Genomic DNA, 16318 nt, shown 5'->3' with positions numbered 1-16318 from the left:
GACCATCCGGCCTCCCGGATGGTCTTTTTTTTGGATTTGTGTGGAAAATCCAATCCCAGCGCTGACTCCGCAAGCCGGTCCCGATTACCCGGGTACAGTTTCGTCCACTTCTCCAATACGGGTCGTTCGAAAATTGTAGCCGAGGTCGGATTACCTGATTCGCCTGCATTGTTGAGGGTTTTCTTTGTCGATAGTTTTTTCTCTCTCAGTACAACTGAAAGCTGGTTTACCCTACACGTAGAATTTTTTTTCCTTTTTACTAAGGGTAAATCGGAATAGGGTTGTCAAAGGAATACATCACAAAAAAAGAAACTTATGAAACGCAATTATTACTTCAGCCTTATCAGCAGCATGTTGCTGTTTTTAGTTACGATTTTTTCTGAACTCAGTGCTCAGGAACTCCGTCCCGTTCACCTGGGGTTTTTTTATCCTTTAAGCACTAACGGAGCGGCGGCAGCAAACTACTCTAATAATTTGAGCATTCATGCGCTGGCGGGACTTTCGGGAGGAGAAACTGGCTTTGCCATATACGGTCTGGGAGGCCTCGTAAAAGGAGATGTCACAGGCTTTCAATCGGCGGGATTGTGGCTCTCTGTATCCGGACAGCTTCAGGGTGCCCAGGTAGCCGGCCTTGTCAGCCGGGCAGGGCAGGCAGATATGGGAGTACAGGTGGCGGGATTGGTGAATAGTGCAAAGCAGGGATCCGGGGTACAGCTGGCCGGGCTGGTCAATACTGCAGCAACGGTGGAAGGTGCCCAGCTTGCGGGAATCGCCAATTTTACCGGAAGGGTCAGCGGAATTCAACTTTCCGGTATACTGAATCAGGCAAAAGATGTAGATGGGGTACAGGTATCGGGCCTGGTAAACAAAGCCGGAACGGTCAAGGGCATGCAATTGTCTGGCCTGATCAATATTGCGGAAACGAGTGATTATCCTGTCGGCATCATTAACCTTATCTCCGACGGTGAAAAAAGAATTGGGGTATCGGTAGATGAAAACCTAACACAGTTGGTCAGTTTCAGGTCAGGTGGCAAGCGCATGTATGGAATCCTTGGCCTGGGTTCCAATTTTTACCACGAAGACCTTCCCTATGCTTTGGAAACGGGAGTCGGAATCAGGCTTCTGGATCGGAAGATCCTCAGATTGGATCTGGAAGGAAGTCACATTTGGGGTACCAATTTTGAAAAATGGGGTGGTTACGCGAAGTCCGGATTGCGATTGTTGCCGGTGGCGAAACTATCCAAAAGGCTGCAGTTGTATGCCGGTCCGAGCCTGAATTATCTCAATACCCGAAATCCAGATGGACCAGACCTGGCGAAATACAAAATCTGGGACCGTTACCGGTCACAGACTTTCAAAGCGGTACACTGGGGATTCAATGCCGGGATTCAGGTTAATGTACACTGATGAAAAAGAGCAGAAATTTGTACCAATTATTAACAGATTTGTTGCTAAGTTGGTCAGATAAGTGTAAAATGTGCCTGCCTTGAGCAGAGGTAAAAACCTTCATTTCCAGGAGCTCTGGGTTTGTACCGAATACCCTGAATAGTAGTAAAGGGAATAGAAAACCATTAAGTCCAATATGAATTTCAGTATTAACCTGTATAAGTTCTGATGAAAGTTTCCGATCATCATCGTGATGATTTGCCGGAGCTCATGGATGAAGCGGTTTTTGAAAAGCAATTCAAAAACTTATTCGGGCCGCTTCATGCCTATGCAGCGGCGCTCTTAAAAGACCAGGAAGCTGCCAGCGAAATCGTGCAAACTGTTTTTCTCAAGCTTTGGGAGAAACGGGAGAATTTGCAGATTTCTACCTCTCTGAAGGCTTACCTTTACAAATGCGTGTATCATGACTGCCTGAATTACCTGAAACATGAAAAGGTCAAACAGAAGCATCTGGAACTAAACCGTCAGGAGATAGCACGGGGCAGCAGTACGGTTGCGGCATTTTCTCTCGAACACAAAGAAATAGCGGATAGGTTTGCGAATGCCCTTGGAGGTTTGCCTGACAAGTGCCGGACGGTTTTTCTGCTGAGCAGGGTGGAAGAACTCAGATACAAAGAGATTGCTGAGCGCCTGGGGCTCTCTGTAAAAACGGTGGAGGCCCATATGGGCAAGGCGCTGAAAACCCTCAGGGTGGCGCTGGCCGAGTTTCTTCCCCTTCTGCTGATGTTGTGGAGCTATTTGTTTTAAGTCATGGAAGATCAATTACTCATAAAATACCTGCTTGGCGAGGCGAATCATAACGAGACGAATCTGGTTGAATCCTGGATTCAGGCTGAAGAGCAAAATCGCCGTCACTTTGAACAGTTGCGTTGGGTCTGGGACAGTTCTGCATCCTTGCTTGACAAAAATGCCGTCGACGAAGAGGAAGCCTGGCGTCAATTTAAGCACCGCAGAGACATTAAAAATAGCCCGGTGCCCCGCAGTGATATTTCCCCGGTCTGGTTTCGCATAGCAGGGGTGGTTCTCTTATTGATCACGGTAGGCTGGCTGTGGGCGACCTTCCTGGCAAGTCCGGCTGCTGCCTGGTATACCGAAGTTCCCTTGGAGACCCTGGATGAAGCTAAAACGGAGGTGCTGCCCGATGGTTCTGTGTTGACCCTGAATAAAAATTCGCAATTGACCTATTCTCAAAAGTTACTGGGAGACCGCCGTCTGGTATCGATGGGTGTGGGTGAGGTTTTCTTTGAGGTGGTGAAAAATAAGAACAGGCCCTTTGTCGTGGTCGCTAACGAGATGACCCTAACCGTTTTGGGGACATCATTTAAGGTGCAACAATCGGCAGAAATGATAGAGGTGATCGTAGAAAGCGGCGAGGTGAAGGTGGCCTTCAGGAAAAGTGCTGTCACCTTAGGGAAGGATGAGAAGGTACTCATACATACCCGGAATGGTAAAATAGAGCGTAGCCGGACCAGCAACAAGCTGTTTCGCTACTTCGTGGACGGCAGGTTTGTGGCAGATTCAGTAGCCTTACCAGTATTGGTGGAGGCTTTGAGCAGGGCCTACGAGACACCGATAGCGATAGGTTCGGAAACTGCCAGAAATATGAGCATCACGACCACCCTGGAGTACGGCTCTCTGGAGAACAACCTGGAGTTGATCCGGCAAACCTTAGGTTTGCGCATTATCCATCAGGATGATAGCATAATTATTGAATAATTCCTTACATTCATGCGGAGATGAAGATAAGTCCATGCGTGTTATTATTTTTTTTGCACTATTCCTTATACTCAGCGGACTTGTATGTAACAGGGACTTGCAGGCACAGGGTTACCTGCTAAGTGAATTGGATATTTCTTATTCTTCAGAACCTCTGCTGGGAGAGGTTTTTGAACAAATCTCCTCCCAAAGGGACTTTTACTTTTCTTATCAAAGCGATTTGATAGATTTGGATGCCAGGCTGCCTTTACGACAATACAATGGGACTCTGGAGGGTTTTCTGTATGAGGTTTTGGGAAATGCTTATGTTTTTTCGGAGCACGAAGGCTATCTGATCATTCGCTATGCACCCGGACAACTGGACGTAGCGTTGGAAGTGGATTTGAACGGAAAGGTGCCGGTATTACGCGGCCAGATCATAGACCTCAATTCCGGAAAATCGATACCTGATGCCAGTATCATCGAAAAAAGCGGACTGGCCTACACCATGTCTGATTCCCGGGGTTTTTTTGAACTCCGGCTGAAACCGGCTTCCGCCACTTCCACTTGGCTGACATTGCGAAAGGAGAATTACAGGGATACCTCCTTTGTCTTGCTCCCTTCGGTAGAAGTGGACCCGGACAAACCCGGATGGGCTGAGTTTCGTTTTTTGCCATCCGGGGAGACTGGAGACAATCTTGAAAATAGTTTCTGGGGAGGCCTTTTCATTGGGTTCAGGCAAAGGATGCAACGGCTAAACCTGGCCGGTTTTTTTGCCGAAAGCCCGGTGCAAATCTCGTTGACCCCGGGGCTGAGTACCCAGGGAATATTCAGCAGCCAGATGATCAATAACTTTTCCCTCAACTTACTCGGCGGATATACTGCCGGAGTGGAAGGCATCGAAGCTGCCGGTCTTTTCAACCTGAACCAACGGATGGTGTCCGGTATGCAAACGGCCGGCCTGTTCAATCTGGTGGGTGGAGGTGTTTCGGGATTTCAGGCGGCGGGGATCTTTAACAATGTTTATGGCCGCTTGTCGGGCTTTCAGGTAGCCGGACTGGTAAATCTGCTGGGGGCAGACCTTGACGGTGCACAGGTGGCGGGATTAATCAATCGGGTAAGCGGCAAAGCCCCTGTACAAGTTGCAGGCTGGGCCAATATAGCCCAAAGCAGCGATAGGGTTCAGGTGGCCGGCTTGTACAATCTGACCAAAGCTGATGCGGGCATCGCACAAATCGCAGGTCTAGCCAATCGTTCCGGTGGCGGGGTCAGTTATCAAATAGCAGGACTCATCAATCGGGCAGATACGGTTACCCGCTTGCAGCTAGGTTTGATCAATGTTGCCTCCAGCAGTGATTATCCAATGGGCCTGATCAATATTATAGGGGATGGGGAGCAGAGTATTGCATTGGGTATGGACGAGACTTCTTTTTCCAGGCTGAGTCTCCGGACTGGTGGGAGAAAGATGTACGGACTGATTGCAACGGGCATATTGCTCCAATCACCTCCTGAATACGGGCTGGAATTGGGATTAGGCATTCATCTGATGCGGAAGATGCGCTATTCTATGGACCTGGAAATAGTAGAACGTATTTTAATCAATTCTCCTCATCGATTGTCATCCCTTCGTTTTCTTCAGGGGTATAAGCAGGGAAAGCACCTGAAGTTTTTTGCCGGACCTTCATTGGGGCTACATGGCGGGGATACTAACAATGAGGTTTTTCGGCAGGGCGTTCAACTTATTAAATGGAATAGAAATAGCCAAACCCACAGCATTCAGCTTGGGGTGGCAGGAGGGATCCAGTGGGTGTTTTGACTTAAGGTAAAGAACCAAAAGTGTAGGGTCTATTGTTTTTCTGTTGTTGGAGTGTAAAGGGATAAGCGCATTTCAGGAAGGAATCATGAGGGAGTTTCGTTTCGTTCCCCAAAGATTGCTTGTTGAGATAATACTTTTTATCCATCGCAGAATGTTTGTGTGGAGCATCTGTTCCGGTGGACGTATTTTCGATGGATATGGGAGCCACTATGCCCCTGATCATATCCGGATAAACCCATAAGGCGCGTTAATCCTATCGAATACTTCTCATTCAAATCCCCGGGCCGTAGACGGCAAAAGATTCCAATTCCAAATTCTGATCGTCCCCGTACAAGCGGAGGCGTACCCGGTCGGTTTCCAGGGGACCAAATTGTTGAATGCGTTTTCGTCCGATGGTCGTCCCGCTGGCAACCGGCAGCCAGTCCCCTTGTACAAATGCTTCTACCTCATACCGCCTAATGTGCTGGCCGTTTTGAAGCCGCTCCTCCATGGCCAGAAAATTAACAGTTGTACGTTGAGGCAATGTTAAGGTTAATGTTGAAGCAGGTTGTTGTTTTGAAGAAGTGATTCCAAACGGATTGCCAAAAGTTTTGCGGACGGAATTGCCAAAATTTTCCAGTAGCCTTACCTCTGCTGCTGGAATTAGCCCGGTGTTGTCCGGAGTGATGTTGATCAGTAAATTGGCTCCTCTGCCTATCGTCTCTAGGTAAGCATTCATCAGAAAGGAGGAATCCTTAAGTGTGTGGTCTGAATCTGGGCTCCAAAACCAGGTTGAGCGGGTGTGAAGGTTGGCTTCTGCCGGAATGTAGCCGGCATTTTGAGGTCCTACCCAATTGGCATGGCCCTCTCCAGGTTTTACAACGTTTTCAAGGGGGTAGGGAGCCCAACCTTGTTCGCTCCCTGACCAACGTACATCAGGCTTGGTTCCCCCCATAATGACCGCGTTGGGTTGTAGCTGGCGTACCATCGACTGAATGGCGTCACCATAGGAAGTGCCAAGAGGAATTTGGCTGTCCGGGTGCATCACGTCCCAACCAAATGGATCGTATGCTCCGTCAAACCATAGATAGGAAATTTCTCCATATCCGGTCAACAATTCCCGCAATTGCTCCAGAAATACCGGAAAATAGCGATGTACATCCCCCCGAATCTTTCGTTCTCCCTGGGGGTCCGGACTGCTGGTTACACCAAAATGAGTATCTCCTCCGGAGAGGTACAATCCTACTTTTATACCGTACTTTCTACAGGCATTAACAAATTCGCTAACCACATCTCCCCTGCCTCCTTTCCAGGGACTGTTTTTTACCGAATATTCGGTAGTCTTGCTTGGCCAAAGGCAGAAGCCATTATGATGTTTTGCTGTAAGCACAATATGTTTTGCACCAAAGGATCTGGCCGTTTTCACCCATTGATCAGCATCCAATTGTGAGGGATTGAAAAGTGTGGCTTCCGGTACGACCATCATGTCTGAGGCGTATGTAGCCATGCCGAAATGAATAAAAGCGCCTAGCTGCCTTTCCTGAAATGCCAATTGTTGGGGACTGGGTGTGGTCCGGTAGGTGGCGGAAGAGTAGGAGAAATCACTAGCTTGTTTTTCACAAGGTAGCAAGATCGGATGCCAGCTACCTTCTGCTTCCGGCGGTTCATTGCCCGGAGATTCGGTATTGTGAAAGAAGTGAGCGAACAATTGCTTGGGTGTGCCGGAAAAGGTGGCCCACTGTAAATCACCGGCAGTGGTCTGGTCACTTCCTGTGAAATAAAGAATTGTCTGCCCCTCATAGTAGCACAGTTCCACATCTGAAGCATTGCTTTCCGGAATAGAAGGATCGATCAGCGGAATGTTTTTGTGGCTTGGATCAAAGCTCAGGAAAGGGCGGTCTTCCGGAGCATCTTCCCAATGAATCAAGTCCCGGGAGCGGGTAATGTGCGTTTCGTAGCCTGGTTTTAAGGACTTCAGATAGAGTGTATAATACCATCCGTCTTCATAGTACAGGGCCGGCCCACCCACATACTTGTTATGACCATAGGTAGCTTCCGGAATTTCCTGCCAGTTTTTAAGGTCAGACGACCGCATGTAGCGAAAGGTAAATGGCGTCCATTGCGGATCGCTGGTTTCGTAGAGCAGAACAAACCCTTCTTTTCCCCGGCATACAGCCGTATTGAAGAAGTACTCCCCTTGATTTGCCCGGAGAATGGTCTCTGGTTTGGTCCATTCCTTCAGGTCGGTAGAGCTGGTGACGACGATTTCCGTGATCTTCCGCCAGGGTTTGTTTTCTCCATAGAAGCCGGCAAAAACATACACCCGGTTGTTCCAGGTCAGCACGGTTCCGAAGGCATGGTTTTTAAGGGGCACGGAAACGATTTCGTTGGTGGCGAGGTCCCGGATGCGCACTTCGTCTTCCTGAAAATAGTCTCCTGGTTTGGCTCCCGGGACGTCCCAGAATCGTTGGTTGTTTTCCAGCAGGTACAACTTGTCCTCAAACACGAAGGGGGAGGTCTCCACCAGTGGGGAGCCCAGCCGCCCCTGCTTCTTGATGGGGTTTTGCCATTCCGTTTGAGCCGTGACATGTTGACACAAAGAGAACAAGACGATGCAGGCAATGTTTTTCAACGAAGGCATGGTACGGATGTCGTATGTTTAAGTCAACGTCTAAGGGGTATCAATATATGAGATTTGATCTTTTTTAGCAATTATTGGAAGCGGGAAGCAATGAGAAATTCCGGTAATGCCAAACCGGCCCAGACGCCAGCCCCCTGAATGCCATTGAACTGGATATTCTTTTCGGGGAGTCTGGCTTTTTTGTGTTTGGTTCGTGAATCAAAGCACCTATTACTTTTCAGGCTTAGGATCTACTAGTCGCCTTTTCGGGATATGCCAGGATATAAACCTACTTGCTGTTTTCGCGTTCATCCGGGGCTATCATACCTCAGAGATACACCCACGTATTTTCCAGAGTATAATTCAATTGATAATAATCCAAGGCATTGAGTTTGAGTTTCCCCTTCAAATCCGTAATAGCCGTCTCTTCAATGGTGATTTTTCCTGTTTTAGGCTTAAGCAGACCTGGTATGAGATGGAGGAGGGTAGTTTTTCCCACTCCTGACTCTCCAAGAATAAGCAAGTCGGATCCTGCTGATAAACTGATATCGGGGAAGGCAAAGTGATTTGCCTGATTGTATTCAAAAATTATGGATTGGGTGCTAAGCATAACGCTATGGATTAAAGTACAAAACTACTACAAGTAATTTTTAAATGCAATAATGTTGCAAAGTAAAAAGCATAACGTATATTTGCAATACAATTGCATTATATTCACGACCAATGAAAACCTTTTTTATAGACTCCCGACTCGACTTTGTAGGATTTTCGGCCTCTCTGGTTTGTGCCATACACTGTATGGCACTGCCATTCCTGATCAGTGTCCTTCCCTTTCTGGGATTGGGATTTTTAGCCAATCCCAGGATAGAGTACACAATTATCGTCTTTAGTTTTCTATTGGCAGTATTGGCTGTGTCCCATGGTTTTAAAAAGCATCACCAAAGACTATTGCCCCTGATCCTGATCGCCTCTGGCTTCATTATTATCCTAGTAGGGCTGATTTGGGGTCATGGGCATGCCGGGATATTAATAGAAGCGGCAGGTCCGGCGGCACTCAACCAGGTAAAAAATGACCATAGTCCAGTTGAACATCTTATCACCCCTCTTGGCGCCGTCCTGGTGTCATTCGGACACTATGTCAATTGGTTATATTTCAAAAAATCAAAATCAGGCTGCCTGATGCCTGATATTAAAAGCAGTTAAAATAAAAGATAGAATTCCTGTCACGGTATTGAGTGGATTTTTGGGAGCCGGCAAAACCACCTCTATTCAACAACGTTTTACAAAATCGAGCCGGCTATAAAGTTGCCGTCATCGTCAACGACATGAGTGAGGTCAATGTGGACTCAAAACTGGTCCGGAATGAGATCAGATTCTCCCGCACCGAGGAAAAACTCATCGAAATGTCCAACGGCTGCATTTGTTGCACGCTGCGGGAGGATTTGATTCAGGAAGTGCAAAATTGGCAAAACAAGATAAATTTGATTACCTCCTGATAGAAAGCACGGGAAACTCCTAGCCCATACCTTGTGGCTCAGACGTTTTCATTTGAAACTGGAAACAGTCTCATTGATCTGGAGTCAGGCCGGAGGATCTCTTAAAGCTGAGCCCTACCTGGGGGGACTGGATGAATGAACTGGTGATCATAGGCCAGGATTTGGATAGAGAAACTATCACCAAAGAACTACATGCATGTCTGGTCCAGGACCATGATACCAGGCATTTCTCCCTTTCTAAACAACTGAATGACGAGTTGCCATTGTACGGTGTAAAAAAAATACCTCCTAAATTGTTCAAGCTGAAAGGCCGACTCGCACTAATCTTTGGGTATTTCCGAAGTAAATTACTGAGTAATATCAATAACAGGTCTGACTTAAATCATTGTTGTTCTGTATCTTATAGAATACCTTCACTTTTGTTAGTCATTAGCATGAATTAGATCTTTCATTAAAACAGTCGGCTATGTTTCGCATAAAGAGCAATAAAACCTTGAGCAAGACCTCAAATGGATTAGTACTATTTATCGTATTTTGTGGAGGGTTACTTATCAGTAGTTGTACTTCCCAGGAGCGGGGCTTTGCCCTTCCTGAGGGTGATATAGAACTAGGAAAAGCGGCCTTTACGAAATTGGCTTGCAATGCTTGCCACAGTATTTCAGGGATTGCCTGGCAGGGAAAAAATGACGGTCTCAGAATACCGCTAGGTGGGGAAGTCAGCTCTCAAAAAACCTATGGAGAATTGGTCACTTCGGTCATTAACCCTTCCCACAAGATCGGGTGGGTAAATAAAAATGAAGGCATTACTGAGGATGGTCGTTCCAGAATGAAGAATTACAACGAGTTAATGACGGTTCAGGAACTGATTGACCTGGTTGCTTTTCTTCAATCGGAGTATAAGGTGACAGCACCCGCAACGGATTACCATCCTTATCTGTATTGATGGTATGTATTGGGAGTGAAATATCCTGAGGTGGTGATTTAGTTTGGGTAGGTATTTTAGGAACTAATTTTTATTTTAGAAAATCATTTAAGAAACGTTGCACGTTCGATATTTCAAAACGGTCCTTCGTTTAGGAGCTGTGAGGCTCCCGATAGCGATGTATATTTTTGGCCGCAGTTGAGCTCAAATTGTTATCTAAGGTATTCAAAAGCCCCCCGTTTCATCTGGTAACTCCTATTTTACCGAAGAACAAAAGAAAACTTTAATTCAGCAAGAGAAAGCACAAACCTGGTCTAACCCATTAGGTAGTTGATTCAATTACTTTTGATTTCAGTACTAAAGAAGGATTTAAACTGCCTGGGTTTTGTCACTTTCCTCCCGAAAGAAGGCTTCGAGGCGCTTTACCCCATGCCGTGGAGCTACATTGTCCCGCGCCATCATGCTGAGAAAGAACTCATAAGGCCCGTATGTCTTTGAACTGGTAAAGGTGCGAATGATTCCTAGTGCAGCTCGTCGCATCCAATCAGGAAGGTGAACGATTTTGACCACCTTGCCCATCGCTTCAAAAGCCAATTTTCCGATTTCATTTTGGGTGAAGATATCCGGACCACCTACTTCAATTTCCTGCCGAGGGGAAACAATGCTTTCAATGACCACCCTTGCAAGGTCGCTTCCGTGAATGGGGTTGAGCTTGAATTCCCCGTCACCAAAAAGGTAAACCCTGCCCGACCTGGCCATGGCCAGGAAGTCCTTCATGTCAGAGAAAAAGCCATTGGGTCTGATGATACAGTATTCCAAACCGGACGATTTGAGGGCATCTACAAAGCGTTCCTTGGCGGCAGTGATTTTCAAGTGGCGCATTTGCTCACCATTCAGCACAGACACGTAAACAAACTTTCTGGCTTGCTGCCGCCTGGCAAATTCCAGCAAATTGAGATTGGCCTGATAATCCACATCCATATAGCTCAGGCCATCCTTATGTCGAGTGATTCCTACCGTGGAAATAACCGTATCTATGGGATCCTGAAATGCTGGAAAAGAGGCCGGCTTTGTGACATCGACGATCTGAATTTGATCTGATCGCAAACCCATGTTCCTGAGTTTCTCCTCGTTTCGCCCAAATGCCAAAAAATCAACTCCCTGGTTCGTAAGCTCTTTGGTGATAAAACCTCCCAAATAACCGGTGGCTCCGGCCAGAATTATTTTTCCTTGCATTGTATTATGGTTTGAATAGGTGGAATTTGAGGATCATTTTTTGGTGTTTTTCAGTTCCATTAAAACCTTGATCAAGAATTCCACAGATCCTTTTTGGTAAAGCCTGTCTAGCTTTCGTTCCAGTGTAGGGAGGCTTTGATCGAATAGAAATTGAAGTAAAAACATAGTTGGAATGAGGAAATAAAGTGTTCGGCGTTTCATGGTTGATGGCTTGTTGGGAAAAAGAATCCGGCAGGGAAAGCCGTTGAAACTCACAACTCTTCCCTGCTTTTTTCTTTGAAATTTTAGATAACTTTTCTATTCAGAAGAGGCTGATACCTACTCCGAGGGAGAAGTTGGTTGCGTCTAGATTTCCATCTTCTTTTCGGGTTACCCTAGCCATGTAAAAACGGCTTTGGATATCCAGGGCCCATTTCTGACGTTGTAGTACCTCATATCCTGTGGAGATCAATACTCCCTTTCCCCACTCGCTCTTTTTGGAATCAGCCTCGGATTCGTAGAGTGCTTTCATATCCAAAGAGGCACCATATCCTGCGCTGACCCACCATTTATTGGTCGCCCAGTATTGGATAGATGGGATGATCCCCTCAAAGCTTCTGTCTACTCCTTCGGACTCATAGATTTGTCCTACGGTATTCACATAGATGGCTGTTCGGGGAGATACAAACCAACCCATTTTGAGATTGGGAAGGGAGATACCGCCTCGTGTAGTTTTTTCGCTCATCCCATCGGTGAAGTGCAGTGCGCCTACACCTAAGGAAGCTCCGGCTGTGAAGCCTTTTCGATTGGGGTTTTCCGTTTGAGCCTGAATATTTAGAGACGTAATCAGACCGATAAATAAGATGAAGATTTGCTTTTTCATTGTTTGTGTTGTTTAAGTATGATTTGTGTTTGTTTTAAACTGATGGTACAAATTTGGGCTTTCAAACCCGGCCAGTCGTCTTGAATTACGATTCGGGACGTTTTGATGAAATCCAGGACTTTTTGCCCATGGCACGAGCCTTTATACTTTTTTGGCCGATTTGAGCATAAAGTTGACCAGACCGATTCCTCCGCCTACGGCCATTCCGGTACTTATCCAGAAGGTGATTTGATTGTCAAAGTTCACCCCTAATAATCCGAGTGCGATAATTCCAATGGCTGTGCCGATGGCTACTCCCAGCATTGTCCCGATGGCGACACCGATACCTGTTCCCAGTGTAATTGCTTTGTTTTTCATAATGTATTGAATTTTATTTTTGATGAATGATGTGACAAAGTTGGGATAGATATAGCCTCTAGTCGTCTTGAATTATGATTCGGGACATTTTGATGAAATCCCGGACTTTATGACTTTAAGGAATGGGACAACAAGCCATTTAAAAACTGTTTAAAAAGAGAAATGGCAAAAGGTAGGTGGAATTCCTTTTGGCATGGATCGAAACAAAAAGTAAAATAATCTCGCTAAGATAAACACCCTGTCTTTTTCTTAGGTATTTGCTCCTCGTGATAGATAATTCGTGCTATTTGCCAGTTTCGCCATTTGAAAACCTAAGATTTTTTAATTCGTGTATTCATCAATAAGATCTTGAAGGCCTGTGATACAGGTATAGATTAATCTACTAATTTAAATTCGGATTGCTTTGAATAAGAATCAATTTTTTCTGTGAGTTTTTGCACCAGTGACATTCCTTTTCTTGTCCTAATTCAAGAGCTTTTTTAAAATTCAACCTGGCATTCTCTTTATCACCAAGTAATAAATATCCTTCTCCTAAAGAATCCCAAAGGTTTCCATCATCTGGAAAAAGCATGGTATTTAAGTTAAGCAAAGCTATTCCCCAATCTGAGTTTAGACCGCCTGAAATTTGAGTAAGGCCAATACGATTCAAGATGGATGTATCATTGAGAGACTCACCTATTTGATTCTTTATGAAGTCATGTAATTGTATGGATTTTTCTGCGGGATAAGCCCTCATAAAATCATATATCAATTCAGACACATTTTTAGGAATTACCTGGGCTTGGTGGAGAGGGTTCATTACGACCTTAGCTATTTCCCATCCAATATTTTCAGATTGCAAGTTTAACCGAGTGTTTGATAAGGTTATGATCACCAAACCTTACTCCACAAATCTGATGAAATCTGCAAAGTATATCCCGTTGCTTCCGTTATGACTTACAATTTTTGAATTCCTGGAAGAATTGTATATAGCCCAGCCATAGCCATAATGGGAAGTTCGTGCTTCATTTTCAGGGGCAAAGCCTGTTTCCATTTTCTGTCTGGAAGCCTCTTCTAAAATCTCATGATGCTCAAGAGCTAGTTCCCATCTGTATAGATCTTCCACGGTTGAATGCAGATCTCCTTTTCCTATACTATACCAATGATCCCCTGAACCAGGCAGATACCCCTGAGTAGTTCCCCAATCTTCCCATTTGCCCGTCTTTAAATCAAAGTAATATCCATTTGCCTCGGCTTCCCTGGGAAAATTGACCCTGTGATACCCTGTGCGATCCATACACAATGGACCCCAGAATTGATCCCTGAGAAATGATTCGTAATCCTGCCCAGAGGATGCCTCTACAATAGCCGCCAAAAGGATGTAATTGGCATTGGCGTAGGTATGCTTTTCCCCCGGAGAATACATGAGGTCAGCATCATAGAATTCTTGCAAAAACTGTGATTTAGTTGCTTTATCATATCGAAAACCGCCCGTTTGAGGGGAAAGGCCTGATGTATGGGTCAGTAACTGGTGAATAGTGATTTGATGTTTATCTAGTGGAGCATCGGGAAACCATTTAATTATTTTGTCACTGGTAGTCAATTTTCCTTCTTCCTGAAGCTTCATTATTGCTGCTGCAGTAAATTGTTTAGTGACAGAACCAATATTAAAAACAGTGCTGGAATTGTTGGGTATTTTCAATTCACGATCTGCAAGCCCGTATCCTTTAGATATAATGATTTCCCTATCCTTTGCTACTAATACACTTCCTGAATAGCCATTTGAAACGCTATTGGATAAAAGAGAATCAATTTTTATTGCAAGGGAATTTGAATTTTGGGCAAGTAGTTCTTGGGGAAGAATTAAAGCCAAACATGCACTCAGGATCGTTTTAAGTAGGTTTTTCATCCTGAATATTACTACTAGATGTAATTGGTTTTTGGATTTGAAGTAGAGGAGGTAGAATGCTGGCCAAATGGAAAAGAGAAAGCCTATTCCAGACTCGTTTTATTAATATACTCCTATAATTGATTTACTATCGAGCCTTCCTTGAACCTGTTCTTATTTTTCCAAATTCTGGAAAACAGAGCACTTAAAGTGATGTACTCTAAGGCAATTAACCAAAATATAGGGCTACTGAAGAAATCAAAATGATTTCCTCCTGCCGGGATGATGAATACCGGTACAGTGATCATGGCATCAAGGAGGAATGTTAAGCCAAACATAAGAGCACCGAGTATCCAGCCATTAGTTTTAAACCTTTTTCCATAAAAGAAATTGGTGCCGAAAGCAATTGCCGGGATTAATGTCAATGATAATACCCAATTAGCTTGATGATCTGGGTTTTCCATGATCTGAACGGTGTAGGATAAAACAAAGGCAGATACGCCGATCAGCCAAATAACTCCGGCTGAAGCCATAGCCCAGACTAGTTCTTTTTTGCTCATGGTCTTTAATTAAATAGAATGAGGAATAGACTGACTCCATACTCCCGTTTCCTTGGTTTTTGACACAAAGTCTTTAAATTCAATAGCCTTTCGTCCCAGGACTTTTTCAATATCATGAGATATGTCCTGATTCTCAGGGTTTCCCAATACTTCGTCAAACAGATAGCCAAACAACCAGACATAGGAGTCAGGAAGTCCAGCTTGCTTCATTCCGGATTTAAATTCTTCAATCGATATTGGTTGATATTGAATACTTTTACCAATTCCTTCAGCTAATGCGTCCGCAACCTCGGTCCAAGTCATTTTTCGCGGCCCTGTAACAGTAAGCGTTTGTCCATTGAAAGAATCATCTAAAAGAACTTTTGTAACCACATCGGCTATATCATCAGCGTCCACAAAGGGTATTTGGGCGTCAGCCAGTGGAAGTGCTACATGTCCTGCTAAGACGAAGTCAAGGAAGGCTCCTTCACTGAAATTTTGATTGAACCAAGAAGCGCGTACCAAACTATAATTCAATCCAGAATTTGCAACAATTTCTTCGCAAGCCTCTGCTTCTTTTTCTCCTTTTCCTGAAAGTAAAACTACCTTATCAAGTCCTTCACTCAGTGCTGCCTCAAGCAATTTTGAAATGGCATCTTTTGCTCCTGGGACTGCTAAATCAGGATAATAGACGATGTAGGCTCGATCCATTCCTCTAAGCGCAGGAGCGTAAGATGAAGGGTCTTCCCAGTTGAAGACAGGGTTTCCGCTTCTTGAACCTATTTTTACATTTTCGCCCATTTGAACCAGCCTATCTGCTACTCGACGCCCGGTTTTTCCTGTCCCTCCGATTACTAAAATGTTGTATTTCATGGTGTTTCTGTATTATTTTAATTGACAACTTGAACCTCTGACTTCTTCAGAAGGGCTCGATTTGATGATTTTAAGATTTAACTATAAAGAAGTAATTTTTGAATTTTGGTAGCAAAGGGCCAGGAGTGCCAGTACAAATGAGACCAGAGCAAAAACTGTCCTGATTTGATGAAGTCGATTCCAGTTGGTTTCATAGTATTTCCTGAAAACCGACATTTTATTTTGACTTATTTTGGAAAGATTTAATGCCTCTAATTGATCGTTTAAGGGTACGTTACCGATACCTGTTGCTCCAATCGTTCCAATCAAATAGCTTGTACAAGCAAATAATAAAAGCCAGAAAGTCAGTTTGTTGTGATTGAATTCACTAAAAAAGGAGAAACAAAGGAGAATAAGGCTTCCAAAAAAGATCAAGAAAAATCCTGGGTTTAAAATGGCCCTATTGATTGACTGCATGGTTGCTAAGTAGGTTAGATCCTCCAGCTTTTTGGTACCTGGTATCACTGATACTGACCAAGCTAAAAAGAGCCCTGCTGAAAGCCCTGTGAGAATTACAGAACCGATTAAGGAAAAAGTTTTGATCGAGATATCCATAAGTTGATGAATTATA

Annotated in this window: 17 protein-coding genes and 1 pseudogene; 8 read left to right on the top strand and 10 right to left on the bottom strand. The window is 44.7% G+C overall.

Annotation, left to right across the window (positions count from 1 at the left end):
* Positions 1-315: 315 nt before the first annotated feature.
* From BUB19_RS03420 to BUB19_RS03405, 4 genes are all read left to right on the top strand, one after another.
* Positions 316-1407 (top strand): hypothetical protein, encoded by a 1092-nt coding sequence (locus BUB19_RS03420; RefSeq protein WP_073092031.1) that lies wholly within the window; start codon positions 316-318, stop codon positions 1405-1407.
* 207 nt (positions 1408-1614) lie between these two features.
* A complete protein-coding gene (locus BUB19_RS03415) occupies positions 1615-2193 on the top strand; it encodes an RNA polymerase sigma-70 factor (protein ID WP_073092029.1) in 579 nt (192 codons plus the stop codon).
* A gap of 3 nt (positions 2194-2196) precedes the next feature.
* Entirely contained in the window at positions 2197-3162 is a 966-nt protein-coding gene (locus tag BUB19_RS03410; RefSeq protein ID WP_073092026.1) for a FecR family protein, read from the top strand.
* A gap of 34 nt (positions 3163-3196) precedes the next feature.
* Complete coding sequence (locus BUB19_RS03405; RefSeq protein ID WP_143155898.1) at positions 3197-4957, top strand: peptidase associated/transthyretin-like domain-containing protein; 1761 nt, start codon at positions 3197-3199, stop codon at positions 4955-4957.
* A 271-nt stretch (positions 4958-5228) separates the two neighbouring features.
* Here BUB19_RS03405 and BUB19_RS23775 read toward each other — a convergent pair whose 3' ends face one another.
* Together BUB19_RS23775 and BUB19_RS03395 are read right to left on the bottom strand one after the other, a co-directional pair.
* Positions 5229-7577 (bottom strand): alpha-L-fucosidase, encoded by a 2349-nt coding sequence (locus tag BUB19_RS23775; protein ID WP_084096931.1) that lies wholly within the window; start codon positions 7575-7577, stop codon positions 5229-5231.
* A 307-nt stretch (positions 7578-7884) separates the two neighbouring features.
* On the bottom strand, positions 7885-8166 hold the full coding sequence (locus tag BUB19_RS03395) for an ATP-binding cassette domain-containing protein (RefSeq protein WP_073092020.1): 282 nt from the start codon (positions 8164-8166) through the stop codon (positions 7885-7887).
* A gap of 113 nt (positions 8167-8279) precedes the next feature.
* Between BUB19_RS03395 and BUB19_RS03390 the strand changes: the two genes are divergently transcribed.
* The 4 genes and pseudogenes from BUB19_RS03390 (at position 8280) to BUB19_RS03375 (ending at position 9995) form a co-directional block, all read left to right on the top strand.
* Positions 8280-8759, top strand: a complete 480-nt coding sequence (locus BUB19_RS03390) for a MerC domain-containing protein (RefSeq protein WP_073092017.1) — start codon at positions 8280-8282, stop codon at positions 8757-8759.
* Position 8760: 1 nt separating this feature from the next.
* Positions 8761-9151, top strand: a pseudogene (locus BUB19_RS03385) (GTP-binding protein); the annotation flags it as partial.
* Positions 9152-9159: 8 nt separating this feature from the next.
* Complete coding sequence (locus BUB19_RS24720; protein ID WP_394333873.1) at positions 9160-9495, top strand: GTP-binding protein; 336 nt, start codon at positions 9160-9162, stop codon at positions 9493-9495.
* 23 nt (positions 9496-9518) lie between these two features.
* Positions 9519-9995, top strand: a complete 477-nt coding sequence (locus BUB19_RS03375) for a c-type cytochrome (protein ID WP_073092008.1) — start codon at positions 9519-9521, stop codon at positions 9993-9995.
* A 348-nt stretch (positions 9996-10343) separates the two neighbouring features.
* Here the strand turns inward: BUB19_RS03375 and BUB19_RS03370 are convergent, their stop codons facing one another.
* The 8 genes from BUB19_RS03370 to BUB19_RS03335 form a co-directional block, all read right to left on the bottom strand.
* Positions 10344-11210: an SDR family oxidoreductase gene (locus BUB19_RS03370; protein WP_073092002.1), complete on the bottom strand. Its 867-nt coding sequence runs from the start codon at positions 11208-11210 to the stop codon at positions 10344-10346.
* A 301-nt stretch (positions 11211-11511) separates the two neighbouring features.
* Complete coding sequence (locus BUB19_RS03365) at positions 11512-12072, bottom strand: hypothetical protein (protein ID WP_073091999.1); 561 nt, start codon at positions 12070-12072, stop codon at positions 11512-11514.
* A 141-nt stretch (positions 12073-12213) separates the two neighbouring features.
* Positions 12214-12429, bottom strand: a complete 216-nt coding sequence (locus BUB19_RS03360; RefSeq protein ID WP_073091996.1) for a hypothetical protein — start codon at positions 12427-12429, stop codon at positions 12214-12216.
* A gap of 382 nt (positions 12430-12811) precedes the next feature.
* Entirely contained in the window at positions 12812-13270 is a 459-nt protein-coding gene (locus BUB19_RS03355) for a tetratricopeptide repeat protein (RefSeq protein ID WP_073091993.1), read from the bottom strand.
* 39 nt (positions 13271-13309) lie between these two features.
* A complete protein-coding gene (locus BUB19_RS03350; RefSeq protein WP_073091990.1) occupies positions 13310-14317 on the bottom strand; it encodes a serine hydrolase domain-containing protein in 1008 nt (335 codons plus the stop codon).
* A 113-nt stretch (positions 14318-14430) separates the two neighbouring features.
* Positions 14431-14856 (bottom strand): DUF5367 family protein, encoded by a 426-nt coding sequence (locus BUB19_RS03345; protein WP_073091987.1) that lies wholly within the window; start codon positions 14854-14856, stop codon positions 14431-14433.
* Positions 14857-14865: 9 nt separating this feature from the next.
* Positions 14866-15708 (bottom strand): NmrA family NAD(P)-binding protein, encoded by an 843-nt coding sequence (locus BUB19_RS03340; protein ID WP_073091984.1) that lies wholly within the window; start codon positions 15706-15708, stop codon positions 14866-14868.
* 81 nt (positions 15709-15789) lie between these two features.
* Positions 15790-16302, bottom strand: a complete 513-nt coding sequence (locus BUB19_RS03335; RefSeq protein WP_073091981.1) for an anthrone oxygenase family protein — start codon at positions 16300-16302, stop codon at positions 15790-15792.
* Between the last annotated feature and the right edge of the window lie 16 nt (positions 16303-16318).

Origin of the sequence: Cyclobacterium lianum (assembly GCF_900143075.1) — a bacterium.
Taxonomy (GTDB): Bacteria; Bacteroidota; Bacteroidia; order Cytophagales; family Cyclobacteriaceae; genus Cyclobacterium; species Cyclobacterium lianum.
This window is presented reverse-complemented; position numbering and strand designations above follow the sequence as displayed.

Bases quoted from the DNA above. Each gene is read 5' to 3' on its own strand.
- BUB19_RS03420 (WP_073092031.1), top strand. From the start codon at position 316: ATGAAACGCAATTATTACTTCAGCCTTATCAGCAGCATGTTGCTGTTT.
- BUB19_RS03415 (WP_073092029.1), top strand. From the start codon at position 1,615: ATGAAAGTTTCCGATCATCATCGTGATGATTTGCCGGAGCTCATGGAT.
- BUB19_RS03410 (WP_073092026.1), top strand. From the start codon at position 2,197: ATGGAAGATCAATTACTCATAAAATACCTGCTTGGCGAGGCGAATCAT.
- BUB19_RS03405 (WP_143155898.1), top strand. From the start codon at position 3,197: ATGCGTGTTATTATTTTTTTTGCACTATTCCTTATACTCAGCGGACTT.
- BUB19_RS23775 (WP_084096931.1), bottom strand. From the start codon at position 7,577: ATGCCTTCGTTGAAAAACATTGCCTGCATCGTCTTGTTCTCTTTGTGT.
- BUB19_RS03395 (WP_073092020.1), bottom strand. From the start codon at position 8,166: ATGCTTAGCACCCAATCCATAATTTTTGAATACAATCAGGCAAATCAC.
- BUB19_RS03390 (WP_073092017.1), top strand. From the start codon at position 8,280: ATGAAAACCTTTTTTATAGACTCCCGACTCGACTTTGTAGGATTTTCG.
- BUB19_RS03375 (WP_073092008.1), top strand. From the start codon at position 9,519: ATGTTTCGCATAAAGAGCAATAAAACCTTGAGCAAGACCTCAAATGGA.
- BUB19_RS03370 (WP_073092002.1), bottom strand. From the start codon at position 11,210: ATGCAAGGAAAAATAATTCTGGCCGGAGCCACCGGTTATTTGGGAGGT.
- BUB19_RS03365 (WP_073091999.1), bottom strand. From the start codon at position 12,072: ATGAAAAAGCAAATCTTCATCTTATTTATCGGTCTGATTACGTCTCTA.
- BUB19_RS03360 (WP_073091996.1), bottom strand. From the start codon at position 12,429: ATGAAAAACAAAGCAATTACACTGGGAACAGGTATCGGTGTCGCCATC.
- BUB19_RS03350 (WP_073091990.1), bottom strand. From the start codon at position 14,317: ATGAAAAACCTACTTAAAACGATCCTGAGTGCATGTTTGGCTTTAATT.
- BUB19_RS03345 (WP_073091987.1), bottom strand. From the start codon at position 14,856: ATGAGCAAAAAAGAACTAGTCTGGGCTATGGCTTCAGCCGGAGTTATT.
- BUB19_RS03340 (WP_073091984.1), bottom strand. From the start codon at position 15,708: ATGAAATACAACATTTTAGTAATCGGAGGGACAGGAAAAACCGGGCGT.
- BUB19_RS03335 (WP_073091981.1), bottom strand. From the start codon at position 16,302: ATGGATATCTCGATCAAAACTTTTTCCTTAATCGGTTCTGTAATTCTC.